17 protein-coding genes are annotated in these 22,153 nt (G+C 43.4%); 10 read left to right on the top strand and 7 right to left on the bottom strand.

The window, feature by feature from the left end; genetic code table 11:
* Positions 1-78: 78 nt before the first annotated feature.
* The 3 genes from ACZIX4_RS07850 to trmB are packed head-to-tail and all read right to left on the bottom strand — an operon-like array spanning position 79 to position 1,741.
* A complete protein-coding gene (locus tag ACZIX4_RS07850; RefSeq protein ID WP_463335069.1) occupies positions 79-414 on the bottom strand; it encodes an MGMT family protein in 336 nt (111 codons plus the stop codon).
* Positions 415-426: 12 nt separating this feature from the next.
* Positions 427-1,062 (bottom strand): LysE family transporter, encoded by a 636-nt coding sequence (locus ACZIX4_RS07845; protein ID WP_463335068.1) that lies wholly within the window; start codon positions 1,060-1,062, stop codon positions 427-429.
* Between the two features lie 4 nt (positions 1,063-1,066).
* On the bottom strand, positions 1,067-1,741 hold the full coding sequence (gene trmB / locus ACZIX4_RS07840) for a tRNA (guanosine(46)-N7)-methyltransferase TrmB (protein WP_463335067.1): 675 nt from the start codon (positions 1,739-1,741) through the stop codon (positions 1,067-1,069).
* A 96-nt stretch (positions 1,742-1,837) separates the two neighbouring features.
* Here trmB and ACZIX4_RS07835 point away from each other — a divergent pair, with 96 nt between their 5' ends.
* On the top strand, positions 1,838-2,908 hold the full coding sequence (locus tag ACZIX4_RS07835; protein ID WP_463335066.1) for a glycosyltransferase: 1,071 nt from the start codon (positions 1,838-1,840) through the stop codon (positions 2,906-2,908).
* Here the strand turns inward: ACZIX4_RS07835 and ACZIX4_RS07830 are convergent.
* Positions 2,873-3,916: a sensor histidine kinase gene (locus ACZIX4_RS07830; protein WP_463335065.1), complete on the bottom strand. Its 1,044-nt coding sequence runs from the start codon at positions 3,914-3,916 to the stop codon at positions 2,873-2,875. The two genes, ACZIX4_RS07835 and ACZIX4_RS07830, sit on opposite strands and share 36 nt — an antisense overlap.
* Positions 3,916-4,599, bottom strand: coding sequence for a response regulator transcription factor (locus tag ACZIX4_RS07825; RefSeq protein WP_463335064.1), 684 nt, complete (start codon positions 4,597-4,599; stop codon positions 3,916-3,918). The genes ACZIX4_RS07830 and ACZIX4_RS07825 overlap by 1 nt, the downstream gene beginning before the upstream one ends.
* Positions 4,600-4,782: 183 nt before the next feature.
* On the opposite strand from ACZIX4_RS07825, the gene ACZIX4_RS07820 reads away from it, so the two are divergent.
* The 9 genes from ACZIX4_RS07820 (at position 4,783) to ACZIX4_RS07780 (ending at position 20,131) form a co-directional block, all read left to right on the top strand.
* Positions 4,783-7,515 (top strand): TonB-dependent receptor, encoded by a 2,733-nt coding sequence (locus ACZIX4_RS07820; protein ID WP_463335063.1) that lies wholly within the window; start codon positions 4,783-4,785, stop codon positions 7,513-7,515.
* Positions 7,516-7,606: 91 nt separating this feature from the next.
* On the top strand, positions 7,607-8,782 hold the full coding sequence (locus ACZIX4_RS07815; RefSeq protein WP_463335062.1) for a hypothetical protein: 1,176 nt from the start codon (positions 7,607-7,609) through the stop codon (positions 8,780-8,782).
* Between the two features lie 201 nt (positions 8,783-8,983).
* Positions 8,984-9,319, top strand: coding sequence for a T9SS type A sorting domain-containing protein (locus tag ACZIX4_RS07810; protein ID WP_463335061.1), 336 nt, complete (start codon positions 8,984-8,986; stop codon positions 9,317-9,319).
* 108 nt (positions 9,320-9,427) lie between these two features.
* Complete coding sequence (locus tag ACZIX4_RS07805; protein WP_463335060.1) at positions 9,428-11,170, top strand: T9SS type A sorting domain-containing protein; 1,743 nt, start codon at positions 9,428-9,430, stop codon at positions 11,168-11,170.
* A gap of 117 nt (positions 11,171-11,287) precedes the next feature.
* Positions 11,288-12,145: a T9SS type A sorting domain-containing protein gene (locus ACZIX4_RS07800; RefSeq protein WP_463335059.1), complete on the top strand. Its 858-nt coding sequence runs from the start codon at positions 11,288-11,290 to the stop codon at positions 12,143-12,145.
* Positions 12,146-12,225: 80 nt separating this feature from the next.
* Positions 12,226-13,206, top strand: a complete 981-nt coding sequence (locus tag ACZIX4_RS07795) for a LuxE/PaaK family acyltransferase (protein WP_463335058.1) — start codon at positions 12,226-12,228, stop codon at positions 13,204-13,206.
* A gap of 217 nt (positions 13,207-13,423) precedes the next feature.
* On the top strand, positions 13,424-14,116 hold the full coding sequence (locus ACZIX4_RS07790) for a hypothetical protein (protein WP_463335057.1): 693 nt from the start codon (positions 13,424-13,426) through the stop codon (positions 14,114-14,116).
* Positions 14,117-14,207: 91 nt separating this feature from the next.
* Positions 14,208-14,912 (top strand): zinc metallopeptidase, encoded by a 705-nt coding sequence (locus ACZIX4_RS07785; protein WP_463335056.1) that lies wholly within the window; start codon positions 14,208-14,210, stop codon positions 14,910-14,912.
* A gap of 779 nt (positions 14,913-15,691) precedes the next feature.
* Positions 15,692-20,131, top strand: a complete 4,440-nt coding sequence (locus tag ACZIX4_RS07780) for an Ig-like domain-containing protein (RefSeq protein ID WP_463335055.1) — start codon at positions 15,692-15,694, stop codon at positions 20,129-20,131.
* 664 nt (positions 20,132-20,795) lie between these two features.
* On the opposite strand, the gene ACZIX4_RS07775 is transcribed toward ACZIX4_RS07780, so the two are convergent.
* Both ACZIX4_RS07775 and ACZIX4_RS07770 read right to left on the bottom strand, forming a co-directional pair.
* Positions 20,796-21,524 (bottom strand): hypothetical protein, encoded by a 729-nt coding sequence (locus tag ACZIX4_RS07775; protein ID WP_463335054.1) that lies wholly within the window; start codon positions 21,522-21,524, stop codon positions 20,796-20,798.
* A gap of 70 nt (positions 21,525-21,594) precedes the next feature.
* The gene (locus ACZIX4_RS07770) at positions 21,595-22,074 is read right to left on the bottom strand and encodes a hypothetical protein (RefSeq protein ID WP_463335053.1); all 480 of its coding nucleotides are present in this window, start codon (positions 22,072-22,074) and stop codon (positions 21,595-21,597) included.
* Positions 22,075-22,153 lie beyond the last annotated feature (79 nt).

The raw sequence follows: 22,153 nt of genomic DNA, 5'->3' as shown, positions 1-22,153 counted from the left end.
TGTGTGCTTCGTGAAAAATCGTGGACTGCTTTGTGGTAAAAATGACAGAAGATTCTAAAAATCTAAACTTCCAATAATCTAATAATCCAGTTCCTTCGCCGGATCCCAAAAGTATTTTTCAAAATCTACAATCTTATTGTCTTTAACCACTACCCCTTCGCTTTCCAGAAGCTGCTGCATAAGGTTAGTCCCTTCAAAGTGGTGCTTGCCGGTAAGCAGGCCCACACGGTTCACCACGCGGTGTGCAGGTACATCACGCTCGCCCACGGCATTCATGGCCCAACCCACCATACGTGCCGAACGCGCCGCACCCAGGTATTTGGCTATGGCGCCATAGCTGGTAACGCGACCGTAAGGTATCAGCCGGGCAACATCGTATACTTTGTCGAAAAAATTCTCTTCCTGCTCTGCCATAAGGTATTGGGATTAATTACGGAGCATTTTTATAAGGGTGATGATGGCTACGATACCGGTTATGGAACCGATGAAGTAGTTTACATTCCGCATGAAGAAATCGGTTTTGTGCTGGAACTTTTTAAAGAAGGCAATGTACAGGTAAAAAACCGCGTAGGCACCCAGCACTATTCCGATTACAAACAATAATGTGTTTATTGCCGAAAAATCTATAACCTTGCCGCGTGAAAAGGAAACGGTTACAAATACGTAAAATGGTATCGGGAAAAAATTGAGCGCCGAAAGCATAGCCCCCATAAGGAAGCTGCCCGCCTTGCTGCGCACCTTGATTTCCATATCCTTCTTTTTCTTTTTTTCCTTGCGTTTGGCAAAAAAGAAAAAGTACAGGGTAAGCAGCGCAAAGATGCACACGCCTATTTGCTGCAGTTCCAGTATCAGCTCATGGTTGCGGCTTATAATACGCGCAAAGGTTACCGCTACATACGCCTGTATAAACACCACGGTAGCAGCGCCTATGGCAAATATACCCGCGCTCTTACGGCCTTCCTTAAGGCTTACCTTGGCGGCGGTCATGTTCAGCAGCCCCGGCAGTAGTGTCGCCAGAAACGATATAAGGAACCCCAGTACTACCGGAACTACGTGCTGCATATAGTTATTTTATTTTAAACCTTATGTAGGTTATAGGCTTGCCCTGCTCCAGGTACTGCTGCTCGTAGAAGGTTTGTATGCCGGTAACAATTTCCGGGGCACCCTCATTACGGTACACGTTATGGTTAGCATAAATAACCTCATGCCCCTGCCCGTGCAGCAGGCCCAGGGTATATCCGTGCATAAACTCGCTGTCGGTTTTAAGGTTAACCACCCCGTCGGCTTTCAGTATTTTTTTGTAGCGTTGCAAAAACTCGCTGTTGGTCAGCCTGTGCTTGGTGCGCTTGTATTTTATTTGTGGGTCGGGGAAGGTAATCCATATTTCGCTTACTTCGCCTTCGGCAAAAAAGTGCTCTATAAGCTCTATCTGTGTACGCAGGAAGGCAACGTTATTCAGCTCGCCCTCGGCAGCCGTTTTGGCACCACGCCAAAAACGTGCACCCTTAATGTCTACGCCTATATAGTTGGCCTCAGGGTAGCGGGTAGCCAGACCTACCGAGTATTCGCCTTTACCACAGCCAAGCTCCAGTACTATGGGTTTATCGTTTTTAAAGAACTCCTCATTCCATTTGCCCTTAAGCGGAAAATTACCGGCTACGGCCTCTTCCCTTGACGGTTGCAGCACATTGCCAAATGTTTCATTTTCCCTAAAGCGCTTCAGTTTATTCTTACTTCCCACTGTTTAAATTTAAATTTTTGGTAAAATTAGGGAAATATATGAGAATAGAAATAATTTTAGATTGCGCTGGTAACTACTTTTTTAAAACACAACATTTTGGAACCGCGCAAAAAAATTTTAGTAGCCCCACTGGGAAAGGGCTTCGGGTATGCCACACGCTGCATCCCCATAATTGAGGCGCTGGAAAACCATGGCTATGAACCTGTAATTGCTTCAAACGGAGGGGCGCTATTGCTGCTGCAAAAAGAATTCCCCCATCTTACCACGGCCGAGCTGCCTGCCTACCATTTGGAATACGCCAAAACGGACGGCCTTTTCAGCCTGAGGAAAATGACGCAGATAGTACAGATGTTCAGGGCCATACACAAAGAACAAAAAGCCGTGGCGCAACTGGTACGCGACATGGATATTAAGGGCATAATAGCCGACAACCGCCCCGGCGCTTTCAGCAAGAGGGTGCCATCGGTATTTGTAACCCACCAGGTAAATGTATTGCAGGGTAACCTTACCGGTATAGCCAGCCACATGCACCGCAGCTTTTTCAGGAAGTTTACCCAATGCTGGGTGCCCGATGTAAAGACAGGGCAAAACCTTTCGGGTAAGCTGGGGCATACCGAAGAGGATATACCTAACCTGCGTTACATAGGCACGCTGAGCCGCCTGCACAAAACAAATTCAGATAAGAAGTACGACCTTGCCGTGATAATCAGCGGTGCAGAACCCTACCGCAGCCAGCTGGAAGAAAAGCTGAAACCGGCACTAAACAACTTTGACGGTAATGTGGTGCTGATACGGGGTATTGTGGAAAGCGAGCAAACGGTATACTACACCGGGCATGTTACCGAATACAACTTTATGAACAGCGCCATGCTGGAAGATGTGCTGAACCGCAGCGAAATGGTGCTGTGCCGCCCCAGCTACAGTAATATTATGGACCTTGCCAAACTGTGCAAGCGCGCCTTTTTTATACCCGTGCCGGGCAATGAGGAACAGGAGTACCTTGCCAAGAAAATGAAAAAGGCCATGCTGGCACCGTATAGCAAACAGGACAGTTTCAGGGCGGAGAGCCTTGAAAAAGCCAAACTGTATAAGGGCCTTAGGGATATAAACGGATTGGGTAAATGGAAAGACCTATTTAGCCTTTTCGAGGGTGAAGGAAAACTCTGAGCCCTGCCCGAACGTACTTTCTACATACATTTTTTCGTCGTGGGCTTCTATAATGTGTTTTACTATAGCAAGCCCCAGGCCTGAGCCGCCTTCGCTGCGGGCACCGCTTTTATCTACACGGTAAAAACGCTCAAACAGGCGCGGTATGTGCTTTTGCTCTATACCCTCGCCATTGTCCTTAACGCGGATGATTACTTTATTATTCACCAGGTCTTCAATGCTTACCTCGGTGGTACCGTCTTCGCGGCCATACTTAATAGAGTTCATCACCAGGTTGGTTACCACCTGCTGCACCTTATCCTGGTCGGCATATACCATTATAGGCTTTATGTATTTCATGTCGAACATCAGGATGATGTTCTTGCTGTCAGCCTTCATTTCCAGCAGGTCAAATACATTCTGCACCAGCTCTATAATATTAAAGCGTGTGTATTGCAGGTTAAGGTCGCCCACCTCCATTTTGGTGATCATGTCCAGGTCCTGCACTATATATATAAGGCGTTCTACACCTTTTTCGGCGCGCTGCAGGTATTTTTTGCGGAGGGTTTTGTCGTTCATGGCGCCGTCCAGCAGCGTAAGCAGGTAGCCCTGCACGGTAAACAGCGGCGTCTTCAGTTCGTGCGATACGTTACCCAGGAACTCACGGCGGTATTCTTCCTTGATTTTCAGGGTTTCGATTTCCATTTTTTTATCGCGCGCAAACTTTTCCAGCTCGCGGGTAAGCGTAGCCATATCGGTCATTATGGGCTTACTGCGCAGCGGGCTGGATTCGAGCAGGGCAATATCGTCGTAGATTTTCTTTACCCTGCGGTAAATAAAATGCTCTACGCGGTATTGCAGCACAAAAAAGCAGAATATAAATAAGGAAAGGGTAAACATGAGGATAAAAAACCAGTTTACCGTATAAATAAAATACAGCAGCCCTGTAAGCATGGCTGCTGAAAATAATGAGATATATGATGCCGATTTTACGGCAAACCTGTATGACTTCTTAAACTTTATGTTCACTAAATTTCGAGCTTATAGCCCACGCCTTTGATGGTTTTAAAAATTTCGTCGCCTATTTTTTCGCGAAGCTTGCGTATGTGTACGTCTATGGTACGCCCGCCTACAACCACCTCATTGCCCCATACCTTGTCAAGGATTTCTTCCCTTTTAAATACCTTGCCCGGCTTGGAGGCCAGCAGGTAAAACAGTTCAAATTCCTTACGTGGCAGTACAATTTCGCGGTCGTCTATTACAATTTTGTACTCTTCGCGGTTAATTTCAATATTACCTACCCTTAAAACGTCTTCTTTGCTTTCGTCTTCTTTCAGCCTCCTTAATAGTGCCTTTACCTTGCTTACCAGCAATTTCGGCTTAATCGGTTTGGCTATGTAGTCGTCTGCACCGGCATCAAAGCCTGCCACCTGCGAATAATCTTCGCTTCGGGCTGTAAGGAAGGTAATGATAACATTAGAAAGCTCTGGTATCTTCCTTATGTTTTCCACGGCCTCCATACCGTCCATTTCGGGCATCATTACGTCTATTATAATAAGGTGTGGCAATTCTTTCTTTGCCTTGGCTACTGCCTCCTTACCATTAACTGCCGTAACGATCTGGTATCCTTCCTGAGAAAGGTTATACCCCACAATTTCAAGGATATCTGCCTCGTCGTCGACTAACAAAATCTTAATGTCTTTCTTCTTCATTTTTGACGCTATGTGATTGTTTAGCGGGGTAAAGGTAAAGATAATAAAAAACCGTCAAAGTGTGTTAACGGTAATTTAATCTGTTAACAATTTAATAATAAAATGCAAATCTAAACCTAACGATTCTCTAACATTAGGTTCATTACCCCAAAGCATCTTTGCAGCGAATTCAAACAACACGAAATGAAACTTAAATTTTTAGTTATTACGCTACTAACACTTGTAATGGGTTATGCCCAGGAGAAGGCCACCGTTACCGGTAAAATTACCGATAAAGACATGGCCGGAGAACCGCTTCCCTTTGCCAGCATATCGGTTAAAGGCACCTCAATTTCTACAAACACAGACGAAAACGGCGCGTACACACTACAGGTACCTGTCGGTACACAAACCATAGTATTTGCCTTTATAGGTTACGAAAACAAAGAAGAAACCGTAACCCTTGCCGCAGGCGAAACCAAAACCATAAGCCTGGAACTGAGCAGCACCAGCGTACAGCTGCAGGACGTGGTGATAGAGCAGCAGGTAAGCCGCGATAAGGAAAGCGCACTGCTACTGCAACAAAAAAATGCCGTGGAAATGAAGCAGAACATAGGCGCACAGGAACTTAGCCGTAAAGGTATAGGAGACGTGGCAGCCGCTGTGGCTAAAACTTCGGGTATTTCTAAGCAGGAAGGCAGCAATAACGTATATGTACGCGGCCTTGGCGACCGTTACAACTCTACTTCTATGAACGGCCTGCCGATACCGAGTAACGACCCTGAAAAGAAAAACATTTTCCTTGACATATTTACAACCGATATTGTAGACTTTATATCTATAGATAAGGTGTATTCTACAAAACTGTTTGGTGACTTTGCCGGTGGTAACGTAGACATCGTTTCTAAAGAGTACCGTGGCAACGGCATGTTTGAAGTATCTGTAGGCAGCAAAATAAACACTAACGCCATAAACAAAAGCGGCGAGTTTTACCTGCAGGACGGCCCGGGGAAATTTGGTTTTACCAACTACGGGTATTCAAACAACGCGCTAACACAATACACTTTTAAAAACAGCCTTACACCACAAAAGGAAAGCCCGTATGCAGGCACCCTTGGCTTTAAGGCCGGCCAAAACTATAACATAGGCAACGAAGGTAAACTTTCGCTTTTTGCCACGGCTAACTTCAGCAATGGCTATGAGTACCGTAAAGGGCTTAACGAACAAAGGAACGCACAAGGCATTGAAATAAATGCTTTTGACCAGGAGCGTTTCCAGTACAGCACAAACACTACAGGTATGTTTAATGCCGGTTACCGCATAAACAGCAACAACAAAATATCATACAACTTCCTGTTTGTTAATACATCTTCACAAACCCGTGATATTTTCAGCGGTTCTATCCGCGATATTGCTGAAGATGACAACGGCCGCATACAAAGGGGCACTTATACAAAGAATGCCCTGATGATTAACCAGCTTATAGGCAGCCACAAAATAGACAGCCTTACTACTTTTGACTGGGGCGCATCATACAACACTATTAAAGGTGATATGCCGGACAGGTCTCAGAACACCCTTAAATACGAAAACAACAACTGGCTTATAGCACAGGTAAACACTACAGATAACCACCGCTACTACCAGAAACTTACCGAAGATGAACTTGCAGCAAGAGCATCTATAACACGCAAGTTTGGTAAAGATGCAAACGGCGAAGCAAGGGGTAATGTTACCGTAGGCTACAATGGCCGTTTTAAAAAACGTGACTTCCAGGCCATACAGTTCAACTTCAGGCTAACCGGTGAGGCCATGACCATCCCTGTGGACCCTAACAACCTTGACGCATTTTTTAATGCCGAAAATTATGCAAACGGCACGTTTACCATAGGTGCTTATGCTAACATGATACCACAAACTTATAGTGGTGAGCAGAATATACATGCAGCATTTGCCAATGCAGATTATAAGATTACCGAAAAACTAACTGCAAGCGTAGGCCTTAGGTATGAAAGGGTAGAGCAAACTGTAACCTGGAGGACCCAGTTTGATACCGGCGGAAACTCAGACACCTTTAACAAGAACGAGTTTATGCCAAACCTTATATTTAAGTATGAGCTTAACGAAAAGCAGAACCTTCGTTTTGCTGCCAGCAAAACCTATACACTGCCACAGTTTAAAGAAAGGTCTCCATTTATCTACGAAGATGTTAACGAGATTAAATACGGTAACCCGGCGCTATACCCTTCTACCGACTACAATGCCGACTTTAAATGGGAATATTTCCCTGAAAAGGACGAGCTGCTATCGGCCACCGTATTTGGTAAGTTAATCATGGATCCTATTGCAGAAATTAACCTTGCATCGTCTACAAACGACATCTCCTGGCTAAACATCAGCGACCAGGGTACTGTATACGGTATAGAAGTAGAAGCCAGGAAAAACATCCTGAACTTTGACGGTGAATTTGCAAACAAGCTTTCATTTGGCTTCAACGCTGCTTATATGCAAACAAACCAGGATATTGATGCCGACAAAGTACGCAGGGAAACTAACGGTGTGCTTAACATTAACCCTACAAACACAAAATCGAGCTTTACCGGTGCATCTGACCTGTTAGCTAACGTAGACCTATCTTACACAAGGGACTGGAGCGCCGACAGCGGCCTTACTGCTACAGTAATGTATTCACACTATTCAGACAGGCTGTATGCACTGGGTATAGAAAACAAAGGTAACCTTGTAGACAAAGGAATGGGGTCGCTAGATTTTGTAGTAAAATCACGCCTTGGCAAACATTTCGGTGTAGACCTTGTAACGCGTAACCTGCTAAACCCTGAATTTGAAAGGATTCAGGAGAATGCTACAGGCCACATCCCGGTAGTAACTTTTAAAAGGGGTGCATATGTTGGCCTTGGCGTAACATACAAGCTGTAAAAACACCTTTAAAAACAACAATTTGCTCACATTGAGTTAACACACGATGGGCGCTATTTATAGAAATTTGCAATCAAAATAACATAACAAAATGAAAAAAACAGTCGTAAAAATTATTGCTTTTGCTTCCCTTACTTTTGCTCTTGTAACAGTTGCCTGTTCTGATGACGACAAAAAAGGACCAACTTCAACTTTCGTACTTAACCGCGATGCCCTACAAGGCAGCATCAACGATGGCGAAGTTGTTCTTGAGTCTGGTACTTATAAACTTACAGGTGAACTTTTTGTAAGGAATGGTGCTAAACTAACTATCAAGCCAGGTGTAATTGTTGAGGCTACTACAAACGACAACGGTGTTGTACGTTACATAGCTGTTGCACAAGGTGGTAAAATAGACGTTCAGGGTACATCTTCTAACCCGGTTGTAATGACTGCTACAACTCACACTCCGGGTGCATGGGGCGGTCTTGTAATTTGTGGTAAAGCTCCTATAAACAAAGGCGCTACTGCTACTGCAGAGGTAGGATACCAACTTACTTACGGTGGTACTGATGCTGCTGACAACTCTGGTTCTCTAAAATACCTAAGGATAGAATATCCTGGTTACCAATATAGCGCTGACAAAGAATTTAACGGTGTTTCTTTCTTTGGCGTAGGTAACGGAACTACAGTAGAAAACGTTCAGGTTGTAGAAAGCTCTGACGACGGTTTCGAATGGTTTGGTGGTACTGTAAACACTAAAAACCTTGTAGTACTTAACACAGCTACTGCAGTAGGTGACGATATGTTTGACTGGACTGAAGGCTGGTCTGGTACTAACGAAAACTGGTACGGTAAAAGGACTAACAACGGTAACAGGGGTATAGAGGCTGACAACAACTCTAACGACAACGATGCTAACCCAATATCTAACCCTACAATTAAAAACCTTACCCTAATAGGTGCAGGCGAAGCTGATTCAAGCACTGAATCTCAGGCTTTCAAACTAAGGGTAGGTACTAAAGGACAGTTTGACAACGTAGTAATCAGCGGCTGGAAAACAGGTTTTGACGTACAACACAATGACGGTAAAACTTATGTTGAAAACGGACAGCTTAAAGCTACTAAAGTTAAGTTCCAAAACGTAACTACTAAAGCTAAAGGTGCAGACAACGATGGTGTTGCTTTTGATGCAACTCCTATCTTTACTGAAGACAGCTCTGCTACAGGTGCCGGTAACGGTATCACTGCTCCAACTTGGGCTTCAGGATGGACTACAGGTCTATAATCCGGTAATAACATACCACAATATAAAAGGCTGCCATTGGCAGCCTTTTCTTATTACAAACAGCAATATATTATCTTAAAACAAATAATTATTTACATTATAATTGTTAAAACAACTACATAAAATTTAATAATTTTTCATAACAAAATTTGGTATGATATTTGGAAATATTTTTATACATTTGAAACGTAGATTAAGCATATGAAGAAATATTACTTTTATATCACCATTTTGTTGTTCACTTTGTTTTCGCTTGGCGCAGCAGCCCAGGAAAGCAAGGCAACACCTGCCGGAGGTAAAGAACCTATCGAGGGGCTGAACATCTACCCTAACCCTGCCAGTGGCGGCCGTCTTTACATTACTTCTAAAACGGGCCAAAACAAGGAAATAGAAATTTTTGACGTGCTGGGCAAGCGCGTACTTACCGCAAACCTTACAGGGAAAGAAGTAAACATTTCAGACCTTACACCGGGTGTATACATCATCAAGGTAAAAGAAGGCGAAGCTACCGAAACCAGAAAACTTATCGTTAAGTAAGTAATTTCACGCAGGCCACTAAAAATTAATCATAATTTCACACAGCATAGTGCTGAGTTATTTTTTATGTCCTTAAATTCGTTGTTGGATTAATAACAAATTTTTGACATGAAAAAACTTTATTCACTAACACTAATCCTGTTAGGATTTGTTGCCGCTACAGCACAAACATTTTATCAGGAAAACTTCGGAACACCACCAAGCGGTAACCCTACAGCATCTGCTTACACAGGCTACCAAAACACTTCAGTAACGTACACAGGTACTGCAACCGTAAGGACTACCTCTGCATCTTCGGGCTACACCGGGGCTTCAGGCAGCGGTAACATTTATTTCGGTGCAGACCACACTTTTATGGTAGAAGGCATAAACACTTCAGCCTATAGTTCTGCAAACCTTACCCTTACTTTTGGCGAATATTTCCAGGACCCAATCACTGAACCGTCAACCAACCTTAAAGTTGAAGTAAGTACTAACGGTACTGATTTTACCCAACTTAGCTACACACGTACAAACACAAGCGGATGGGAACTTATTACTATAGCTAACAGCGCTATACCTTCTACAACAAACCTTAGGGTTCGTTTTACAAGGGCAAGCACTATCCAGATAAGGATAGACGACCTTAAGCTAAGCAATGTATCTGCTAACTGTACTTTCCAGTTTGGCACTGATGTTACCACATCTTGCGACAATGCTACACTAAGCACTACAGATACTTACACCGCCACAATACCATTTAGCGGTGCTGGTAACGGCACTTATAACATTACTACTTCAGGCGGTACTATAGGTGGCGACAACCCTACAACTACTGCTGCAGGTAACATAGTAATCAGCGGCATTACAGAAAACACTAACATTACTGTAAGTGTTGTAGGTGCAGACTGTAACACTTCATTAGACGTTGTAGGTGTTTACTGCAAACCTATAAACGATATACCATACTACGAAGGCTTTAACTACACTGCAGGCACAGGCCTTTCTGTTCCTCAAAGGTGGGCCGGTGTAAACTCTGGCGACGATGTAACCGTAGTAGACGGTAACCTTACCTATACAGGCCTGCCTGCATCTACAGGTAAAATGGTTTCATTCTCTGGTTCAGGTAAAGAAGCTTACACTCCGTTTACAGCAGTAACAGGAGGTAAATTCTACGCTTCATTCCTTTTCAATGTAACAGATATGTCAAACGTTACTGTTGACGGTTCTGCTACTTACTTTGCAGGCCTGCTGTTTGGCACAAGTACTACAGGTTACAACGGAAGGCTGTTCATCAAAAAAGTAGGCGAACAATACCAGTTAGGCCTTGATGCTGCTTCAACCACAGACAACTACACTTCATCTTCATACGACGTAAACAACACTATGTTTGTTGTTGTGGGTTATGATTTTGATACTGATATGCTAAGCCTTTGGGTAAACCCTACTGTAGCTACTTTAACAGCTTCTACACCTGCTACCATAACAAGCCAGGTAACAAGCAACGTTTCTAGCATGGGTGGTTTCGTTATCCGTCAGGACGATGCACTATTAACTCCTACTTTTAACTTTGACGAACTAAGGATAGGTACTACCCTTGCCGATGTAACCACTACAACAGCAGGTGTTGGCCAACATGATATCGCCGGCCTAAAAGTATTCCCTAACCCACTTAGCGGAAACGAGCTTAACATTACTTCAAACACTAATGGTGTTAAAGAAGTAGCCATCTATGATATGATAGGCAAGCAGGTATTTGCAGGTAAAACAGTAAACAACACTGTAACTGTAAACAGCCTTACAGCCGGTATTTATATGGTAAATGTTACCGAAGAAGGTAAAACTGCCACAAGGAAACTTGTTGTAAAATAATACTTGGCAGGCATTGCTGGCAATGCCTGCCAAAATATTCTTAATTTTATCTTTACAGTAGCGTAAAGTTTTTTCAACATTTCTATATTTGTTGTTGGATTAATAACAAATTTGAACATGAAAAAACTTTACGCTTCTTTATTTATTACAGCTTTGGTTTCAACAGCTGTAAACGCACAGACAAATATTGCAAAGTGGGATTTCAACACTGAATCTACTGCTGCAACAACAGGCACTGGTACACTTACACTTATAGGTGGTGTAGTAGAAGGCTGGGCTACCGGTAACGACCCCGTAACAGGCACTACAGACAGGGCACTAAACGTTAATACTTTCCCGGCAGACGGTACAGCATCCGGCACAGCAGGTGTATCGGCTGCAGTTAGCACAAACGGCTACCAGGACATTATAGTTACTTACGACCGTAAAGGCTCTAACACAGCTTCACGTTGGGAGCAGTTCGAATATACAATTGACGGTTCTAACTGGATTTCACTTGGAAACAACAACGGAAGTACCACAAACGTAGCTGCTACAGAAACATGGCCTACAACCAGCTATACACTTCCTGCCACTGCAAACGACAACGAAAACTTTGCCGTAAGGATGGTTTCTATATTCCAGCCGTCTACATCTGCATACCAGCCTATAGGCACAGGTACTTACGGTACTGCGGGCACTTGGAGGTTTGACAACCTTACTGTAAAAGGCACTGAAATTAACGCAGGTGTTAACCAAAACGACATTGCAGGCCTTAAAGTATTCCCTAACCCACTTAGCGGAAACGTACTAAACATTACTTCTAACACTAACGGTGTTAAAGAAGTAGCTATTTATGACGTTATAGGCAAGCAGGTATTTGCAGGTAAAACAGTAAACAACACTGTAAATGTAAACAACCTTACTGCCGGTGTATATATTGTAAACGTTACAGAAGAAGGCAAAACTGCTACAAGGAAACTTGTTGTAAAATAATCCTTTCTTACACCATACTAAAAGCACCGCCCTACAGCGGTGCTTTTTTATTTCATACCTTTGCATAAATACTCATCACCTTGGTCACTGCAGCCGATATATTTACCATAGCCTCTAAAAAGGAATTTGAAAAAATAACGCTTAAAGTTTTCCGCCACCAGTATGATAATAATACGGTGTACCGCGATTTTTGTACCCTACTGAAACGCGACAAGCAAAACGTAAAACGCGTACACGATATACCGTTTTTGCCCATACAGTTTTTTAAGTCGCACGAGGTACTGAGCACAACCGACCCCGTTGTGGAAACCTTTACCAGCAGCGGCACCACCGGCGCCATAACCAGCCGTCACCTGGTTACCGACCTCAGTTACTACGAGCAGAGTTTCCGTATGGCGTTTTCGCAGTTTTATGGTAATATAGAGGACTATGCCGTGCTGGCGCTCCTTCCCTCCTACCTGGACCGCGAGGGTTCGTCACTCATATATATGGTGTGCGACCTGATTGAGGGTTCTAACAACCGGGACAGCGGCTTTTACCTGCGCAATTATGACGAGTTGGTTACCAAGCTTACCCAACTGGACAGCGAAGGCCAAAACATACTGCTTATAGGTGTTACCTATGCCCTGCTTGATTTGGTAGAGAAACAGCACTTCAGCCTGAAGAATACCATAATAATGGAAACCGGCGGCATGAAAGGCAAACGCCGCGAAATGATACGCGAGGAACTGCACGAAATTTTATGCAATGGTTTTGGCGTTACCAAAATCCATTCGGAGTACGGCATGACGGAGCTGCTGTCGCAGGCTTATTCGCTGGGCGATGGTATTTTTGAATGCCCGCCGTGGATGGACGTCTACATCCGCGATACCGAAGATGCACTTACCTATATAGATTACGGTAAAACCGGTGGTGTAAACGTGATAGACCTGGCCAACTACAATTCCTGCTCTTTTATAGCCACACAGGATTTGGGCAAAAAATACCCAAACCAAAGCTTTGAAATCCTGGGGCGTTTTGATAACAGCGACATTAGGGGATGTAACCTGATGGTTCTTTAGATTGTTGGATTTTTAAACCTGTTAGACAATTGGACTGTTTAGATTTTTAGAAGGTTAGATTTTTTAGAAAAGACATAAAGAGCTGTATTTCAGACACAAATACAGTGCTTTTGTTTTTAACAAATTTAATCAGAAAATTTTGGCACGGCGTTTGGTTAGCCAAAAGCAATCATCAAAAAAATCGAAATAGTTAAAAATCATTATTCAACAAATCATCATGAAAAAAGCTTTATTATTTGCTGCCTTATGTATTGCCGGTGCATCGTCGGTATTTGCACAACAAACCGATTCGCTAACCGTACACCCGGGTTTTAAAACCGGCTGGGGCCAGTTTTACATTGCAGCAGGTGTGGTATCTAACTCCGGGCTGAAACTAAATGACAAATTAGCAGCCTCTAACCTGCCCGAGGTAAACAATTCGGTATTTGAACTGAGCATCGGTACTACTAAAATTACCGGAAGCTGGCTCAGGGACCTGGAATGGAATGCCGACTACTATGCCGACCAAAAGACCACCGGCGAAAGGGTACGCACCGTAGCTACCGGTATTAAATACAGGCCGCAATATATTTTCTTAAAACGCGGGGGCATGTTTGCCGCTGCCGGTTTAGACATATCATACATGTACAATAAGGTAGATATTTATACCCGTGGAAACACTATAGACCTTGACGACCTGGACCCGGCCACGCACAGCGGGCACATAAGCCTGTACAACAACAGCTGGTACCTGGGGCCATCGGCATCGTTTGGGGTGTTGCAAAATAAGGAAAACGCACTGCGCCTGGCCACAGGTTATGAGTGGAATGTGGCACGCGCCAGTTGGCATTCAGAATTTGCCGAAGTAGCCAATACGGTAAAAGAAGGCGGCCAGGGCCGTTTTTACGCCAAGGTAATCTGGAACTTTTAAAGTTCTGCCAAAATAACAGTAAGAAAGCCAATTTGTAAAGATTGGCTTTCTTTTTGCAGTATGGTTACCAAACGATTAAAGAACAGATACAATGTTTATAGGATATTATGTACTACTTATAATTATAGGTATTGCAAGTTTTGCCGTAAGTGCAAAGCTAAAGAGCAAGTTTGAATATTATTCGCGTGTGCACCTGCGCAATGGCATGAGCGGTGCCGAAATAGCCACCAAAATGCTGCACGATAACGGCATTTATGATGTAAAGGTTATTTCTACATCGGGGCGCCTTACAGACCACTATAACCCGGCAGATAAAACTGTAAACCTTAGCGAAGCGGTATATAACGAACGTAATGCAGCAGCAGCAGCGGTAGCCGCACACGAGGTAGGCCACGCCGTGCAGCACGCACAGGCTTACAGCATGCTGCAACTGCGCAGTAAAATGGTACCGGTAACTAATATAGCATCGCAGTTGTCTATGCCGCTGTTGTTTATAGGTTTCCTTATGGGAGCCGCAGTAAAACTGGACATGGGCTGGTATATAGCAGTAGCAGGCCTTGTCCTTATGGCAATAGCCACACTGTTTAGCCTTATAACACTACCGGTAGAATACGATGCCAGTAACCGTGCCCTGGCCTGGCTGAAAAATAAAAACATGGTAAGCCCGCAGGAATATGCCGGTGCCGAAGACTCACTGAAGTGGGCGGCGCGTACTTACCTGGTTGCAGCCATAGGCGCAGTAGCCACACTGCTGTATTATGCCCTGATGCTTTTTGGAGGGCGATCAAGGGATTAATTCCCTTTCTATATATTTTTTGTTAGTAGTTTATGAGGTAAGCCCCGCCACTTGGCGGGGCTTACTTTTTGGCATAAGTCAAACCCGTTGGGTTGTCAATTACTATCGACGAATGGTAACGGTAAATTAATATGATATTTATCGGTTTTGGCACATTCAGGCAGGCATCGGATGTATAGACAATTTTAGTAATTTTTTAACAATTTGTTTGTCAGTGTTTTAACAAAACATATACAGCGTTTTGTCTATAGTTTATCTATTGGTAAAATGCCTTCTACCGTATTACATTTGCCTCGACGAAATGCAGATAAATACGCTCATCGGCACATTTTACCATTCATCGACACTTAAGGCGCTTTAATCGGGGAACAAGCCCTTATCGACGAAAACAGGAAAAATACGACGAAACGCAGCATACATTTGTACTGTAAATAATACGAAACGGGTTTCATCCTCCCGAAAGCATAAGCATCCAAAAAAGAACTAAAAAATAATTACTAAAATGAACACTTTTAAAATGAAAACTACAGCCTTAGTAACTTAATCACAGAGTAATTGGTTTAAAAAGGAGGATTATCACCTGCCTTACGCACTGAAAAAAGATGTTGTTCGTCGTAAAAAAAAGCACTTCATCTGAAACTTATTGATAATCAATGGCAAAAAATCAGAAAAAAGTTGGTTAAAAATTTTGAAAGCCAAAATTTCTTTTTACATTTGCCCCCGCATCCAAAAATTAGTTAAGCCCCCCTTAACTACCTAAATTTTAAATAATTACTAAAATGAAAAAAGCATTAATTTTACTATTGCTATTGCCTTTTATTGCCCTTTCGCAAACAACATTGGTAACATGGAATACCACCAGCCCTACAAACGCATCTGTAGTAACCGGAGGTACCATGGCAGGCGCAGGTGGCGTTTCAATAGAAAACAACGGTTGGTCTGGCTTCAGGATCAACGGATTCCAAACAGGTAACGGAAGCAACATGGACAACTCTAAGTATGTTGTATTCCCTATCACTGCGCCATCTGGCAGCAGCGTAGCCCTTTCGGCTTTTACACTAACGTATATGTCTCCAAGCGGAGATAACGGCCCGAAAAAAGCGGCACTATACTATTCTACAAGTACTTCAACTTTAGGCACACAGGTAGGTAACCACATCAACCTGAACCAGAACGATACAAACCAAACATACAGCTTTGACCTAAGCGGTGTTAGTGTAGCTGCCGGTACAACCCTGTACCTTAAACTTTATGTTTACAAGCAAAACAATACAGGGTACGGTGACTTTTACATCAGGAACACTACGTACAACAGCTCTATCAACGGCCCTATAGTTACCGGTTCGGTTATAGGTGTTGTAGCTAACAACGACAGCGTATCTACCATAAGCGGCTATGCTACTACAATAAACGCTACATCTAACGATACGGCTAACGGTACAACCATAAACGGTGTTACTAAACTTACAAACCCTACTAACGGTACTGTAACCGTATCTGGCAGCAACTTTATATATACTGCTAACGCCGGTTATTCAGGCCCTGATTCTTTTACTTACAAAGCTAACGGCGCTAACGGCGGATCTAGCAATACTGCTACTGTAAGCATTACTGTAGCTGCACAGGTAAACCCTACTGCTGCAACTGATACTGCTTCTACAGCTATAGGCACAGCTGTTACCATTCCGGTAACTGCAAACGATACTGCCGGTAACGGTACTATAGCTTCTATCGCAGTAGTATCTGCCCCTGCACACGGCGCCACTACTATAAGCGGTACATCAGTAATCTACACTCCTGTTTCAGGATATGCAGGTACAGACACTTTCTCTTACAAGCTTACTAACTCTTACGGTTATACTGCTACAGGAACTGTAAACATAGGCGTTAACCAGCCTACACCAAGCGGCCCACTAAACGGTACTTACGTAATCAGTGGCACTACACAATATGAGTACCAGCAGTTCAGCACTATTACTGCTGCTGTAAACTACCTTAACACGTACGGCATCTCTGGCGCAGTGAAGTTCTTACTAAAAGATACTTCTTATACTAATACTACAGAGACATTCCCTTTCACTATAAACCCTATAGCTAACAGTTCTGCTACAAAAACAGTAACCTTTAAGCCATACAGCGGAAAAACAGTAAACATTACTGCTACAAACGTAAACGACTACACAGGTATACCTGCAATCTTTATCCTTAAAGGTGCTGACTATGTTATCTTTGACGGTAGCAACACTGAAGGCGGTACTTCAAGGAACCTTAAGTTTGCTAACAACGATAATATAGACTACATACAGCGCTCTGTAATATGGGTAGCAAGTAATGGTACTGACGGTGCTACACACAACACCATTAAGTACTGCTACATGAGGATGGGTACTAAAAACGGCGGCTATAGCTACTGTGCCGGTATCTACTCAGGTAAATACCAGATAGGTGACAACAACACCATAACCCCGGGTGAAGCCGAAGCTGACAACAGCTACCTTACCATACTTAAAAACGACCTTGACAACGTAAAACACGGTGTATATATTAACGGTGGTAGTACCCCTACAAGCTTTACTGTAGTACAAGGTAATGACCTTGGTGCTACTGTAGACGAAACTATTATTTGCCCTGCAACATTCTATAATGCAAAAGATTTTACCTACACAGAAAACTATGTGTACAACCTATACAGGAATACTGCTGCGGGTAACCTTATCTCATCTGGTGTACTGGTAACAGGTAACAGCTACAACGGTACTATAACCCGTAACCAAATGAAAACCATGGTTAAAACGCTTGACAACGGTGATTACTTTGGTGGTGTAGTACTTAAATCTACAAACAATGCCTCTAACATCCTTGTGGCTAACAACTTTATAGCTGATGTTTCTGGATACTGCAGCGGTAACAACTACCACCCAGGCGGATACGGTATAGTAGTAGCTACAGGTGGTGGCTACAAAATATACCACAACAGCGTAAACCTTACACTGTCTCAAACAGGTTCTGGTACCGGCTTCTCTGCTGCACTGCTTGTAGAAACTGCTACAAACCTTGACGTAAGGAACAACATATTTGTAAACAACCAGCCTACAGCTGACTCTACACGTAGCTTTGGTGTAATCATAAACCTTGCTAACACATCTGGTTTTACTTACCTAAACTACAACAACATATATGGTGAATACCTTGGTTACCTTGGTACTAACATTACAGGCGAAAACTCTACCATATGGGATGGCAGCAACAACCCTAACTACGGCCTTACACTAAGCGGCTGGAAAGTAACAACAGGTAAAGAAGCTAACTCTGTAAGTGTAAGCCCTGCTTTTTCAAGCGCTACAGACCTGCACTTAGACATAAACAATGCTAACAACAGCAGCCTTAACGATGCAGCTACACCAATAGCTTCTGTAACAAAAGATATAGACAACCAAACCAGGAATACATCAACCCCTGATATAGGTGCAGATGAGTTTGGTGCCATAAGCTTCCCTACAGGTACAGGTACAGCAGGTATCTACTGCGACAGCTCTACAGTATGGAACGGTACTTCATGGAACAACGGTGTTCCTACAGCCGATAAGGATGCCATATTTACAGGTAACTTTACACAAACAGGCGGTACGTTCTATGCATGTTCACTGTATGTACTAAACGGTGCCAGCGTAAACTTTATAAGCAACAGTACTGCTGTAATAACACACAGCGTAAACGTACAGACTACAGGTGCCCTTACCTTTGAAAGCGGCAGCAACCTGATACAGATTGAAGCTGATACTAACGCCGGTACTGCTACTATAAAACGCAACGGTGGTTTCCTTAAAAGGCTTGATTACACTATGTGGTGTGCACCGGTATATGATGCAAGGACTACAGGTTTCCAAACCCTTAAAACCTTCTCTCCTGCTACTGCAACAGGCCGTTTTTACAGGTATGCTACTGCAACAGGCTACTATACCCCTGAAAGCGAAACTACAACAAGGTTTGCAAAAGGTGCAGGTTACCTTATCCGTATGCCAAACGTAGATGCTACAGCAGGTTACAACACAGGTGCTACAAGGATTACTTTTAACGGTGTATTTGAAGGAACCCCTAACAACGGTAACATACGCCTGCCACTTTCTTATACTGACAGCGCACACTCTTACAACGCCATAGGTAACCCTTACCCATCGCCAATAAGTGTAGTAGATTTCATCAACGCTAACATAAACAGCATTACAGGCACTATCTGGATCTGGAGGAAGACAAACGATGATACAAAAACCAGCTACAGCACAATAAACCTTTCGGGTTACGTAGCTAACGCTGCCCTGGGCGGAGACAGCACAGACGGTAACTATAACATAGCTAACCCATTTGTAATAGCCCCTAACAAAGGTTTCCTTAACACTGGCCAGGGCTTTATAGTAAAAGCTACAGGTGCTAACAAAGAAATCCTTTTCAGGAACGACATGCGCATCACTACACAGTCTACAAGCTTCTTTAAATCAGCTTCAGAAGTTGAAGAGCAGGAAGAAATAAACTTTGGCGACCGTGTATGGCTAAACGCTACCAGCGAAGCGGGCGACTTCAGCCAAACGCTTATAGCTTACAACACTGCTGCTACAACAGGTGTAGATGCCGGTTATGACTCTGAGGCACTTGCCCCTGGTAACATAAGCCTTTATACTGTACTTGCACAAGATGACGCTAGTACTACCCTGTCTATACAAACACGTGGTGGTTTTGAAAACACAGACTCAGTAGCATTAGGATTTAAAGCTACAGCTGCCGGTACTTACACCATAAACATAGACAGTATGGATGGCCTGTTTGCCGACGGACAAAAAGTATACCTTAAAGATGAGCAGGAAGGTGTAGTACGTGAGCTTACACAAAACAGCTACAGCTTTACTTCTGAAGCAGGTACTTTTGACAACAGGTTTACAGTGTTCTACACTACAGAAGCTGCCCTTGGTACAGATAACCCTGTACAAACTGCACCATCTGAAGTTATAGTGTACAACAGCAACAATGAAATAAAAGCTACTGCGCCACAGGCTATAAAATCAGTAGTAGTGTACGATATCCTTGGAAAGATGCTGTACCAAAACGCTAAAGTAAACAACACTGAGTTTGCTTCAGGTGCGGTAAACGCTTCTAAACAAGTTGTTATAGTTAACCTAACCCTTGAAAATGGCCAGGTTATTGCTAAGAAAATAATGATGAACTAATAAAAATACCACCCCGGGGTGTCCAGCTCCCGGGGATGGTTTTAAAATATATTGCGGGAAAAAATTTAAAACATATTGTGGAAATATTTTACTTCTACCCCCTCATTTCCACAATGTTTTAGTAATTTTTTAGTTGGATGCTGGCTCCGGGGGGACCCGGAGCCGTTTTTTAAAATCCGGCACTGCATAAAGATCTTGTTATAATGACCGCGAAATCATTATAGCATGTTTTAGTAATTTTTTAGTTGGATGCACGATAAAGGATACCTCACGGTATCCTTTATCTATTTATAGCCGTACCAAATATGTATGTGGAAGATGTAGATATCCTGTGGAAACCCGCAGTAGTCAACCGTTTCCGTGGATTTTCAAAATGCTAAAGTTTTGAGAAAATTTGGGTGATAGTTTTCTTAATCAATTTCTCGCAAAGCCGCCAAGGCGCTGCACCCCACACTGAAAACTGAGACTGAAAACTTTGAGAAACTTCGCGCCTCCTTTGAGGGACTTTGTGCAATAACAACCCACGAAAAATAAATAAAAAATCCCTACATATAGGTATTTTTTGGTATTGAAATGTAGCCTAATTTAGCCACTGTTAATCGACCAAGTATTCTAAGAACAGCTGGATAGCCAGGTTTAGTCAAATCCCCTTCAAGGGGATTTTCTATTTGTTATAATACGGGCTGTCCCAAATGTTTACGTTAAAGTTTTTTCCTTTCCAAAAGCAGTAATACAGCGCTATTCCGCAAAATGATTTAAACGCAAACAGGAAGGCTATCAGCACAAACTGCCCGGTTTGTGTGCCATAAAAGAAAAGGCGTGTAATACCCAATGTAAATACCAGGCTTACCATAAGCAAAAATACCAGCAGGCTGCCAAAATCGCGCATGGGGCGCACTATGGCCTTACGCAGCGGGTTCAGGTCGTTTCCCCATTTATGGATTAGGTAATAATAGCCGTTGCCAATAGGTGCAAACAGCAGCGGGTCGTCATAATTTTTCAGGTGGAATTGCCGCGAAGGCGCCATAATCTTAAAACCGCCGAGTACGGTGCCGTGTTCTTTTTCCAGGTGTTTTATTTTGGTAACGGCTTCTTCGGGTATGGTGCTTTTATACAATTCGCTACCCAAAAAGCGCAGGCGGTAGTCTATGCACACGGCACGTATTTGCCGTATATGGAAAATGCGGCCGCTTTCCAGTAAATCGAAAACAAAGTCGTTAGCATCCTGCCCGTTACCGCTTTCACCCAGGCGCTGTTTTATGGCCTGCCGTGCGGACTCGTCACGGTTCAGTATGGCGCGTACTTCGGTAAGCAAAGCCTGTTCGCTTACGGCAGTATTGCGTTTGCTCAGCAGTACATCGGTAAGGCTACGGTTATCCCACAACATATTCATACCCGTAAAATTTAATTCCGTTAAAATTAACGAATTAACAGGCAGGGTAGGAGCGTGGTGCTGTTAAAATTTATCCCCTTAGGCCTTCGCCATAGCCTGCAAAGCTCAGTACAGCCATTACTAATGCCGGTATTCCTACAATCGCCAGGCGAAGAAGTACACTCAGGTAAAACGGGCGTGCGGGGCCTTTTACCTTTGCAAGGCAAATGATGGCAATAATAACCAACGCCGGTATACCTGCAATAAGCATCGACATAGCGCCCGGCCAGTGCATTACTTTAAAGGTGATGCCTACAACCGTTACCGCCAGGTTAAAACCGGTGAGTATACTGCCCACAATACGGCCTCCGTTGGTATGGGCATAAGCGCCTTTGGAGAACATTTTGGCAAACGGCACCCCGTTTAAAAGCGCAAAAGAGAATACAAGGTAAAAATTTGCCAGCAGGGTAAAACCCAAAATCGATATACCGGCTGCTCCCGGCAGGTGGAAAAGTTTTGCAGATAAGCCGATAAGTATAATAATGCCCAGTATTTTTTCGGTAAGTTTCATAATGCGGTTAATTGATTTGAGGGTGCAAGATAATGAAGTTTGACGAATAGCTGTCAGTGGTCAGCAGTTAGCTTTCAGC

This window comes from Flavobacterium niveum (assembly GCF_055231775.1).
Note: the sequence above shows the minus strand (reverse complement) of the source record. Positions and strands in the feature narration are given on the sequence as shown.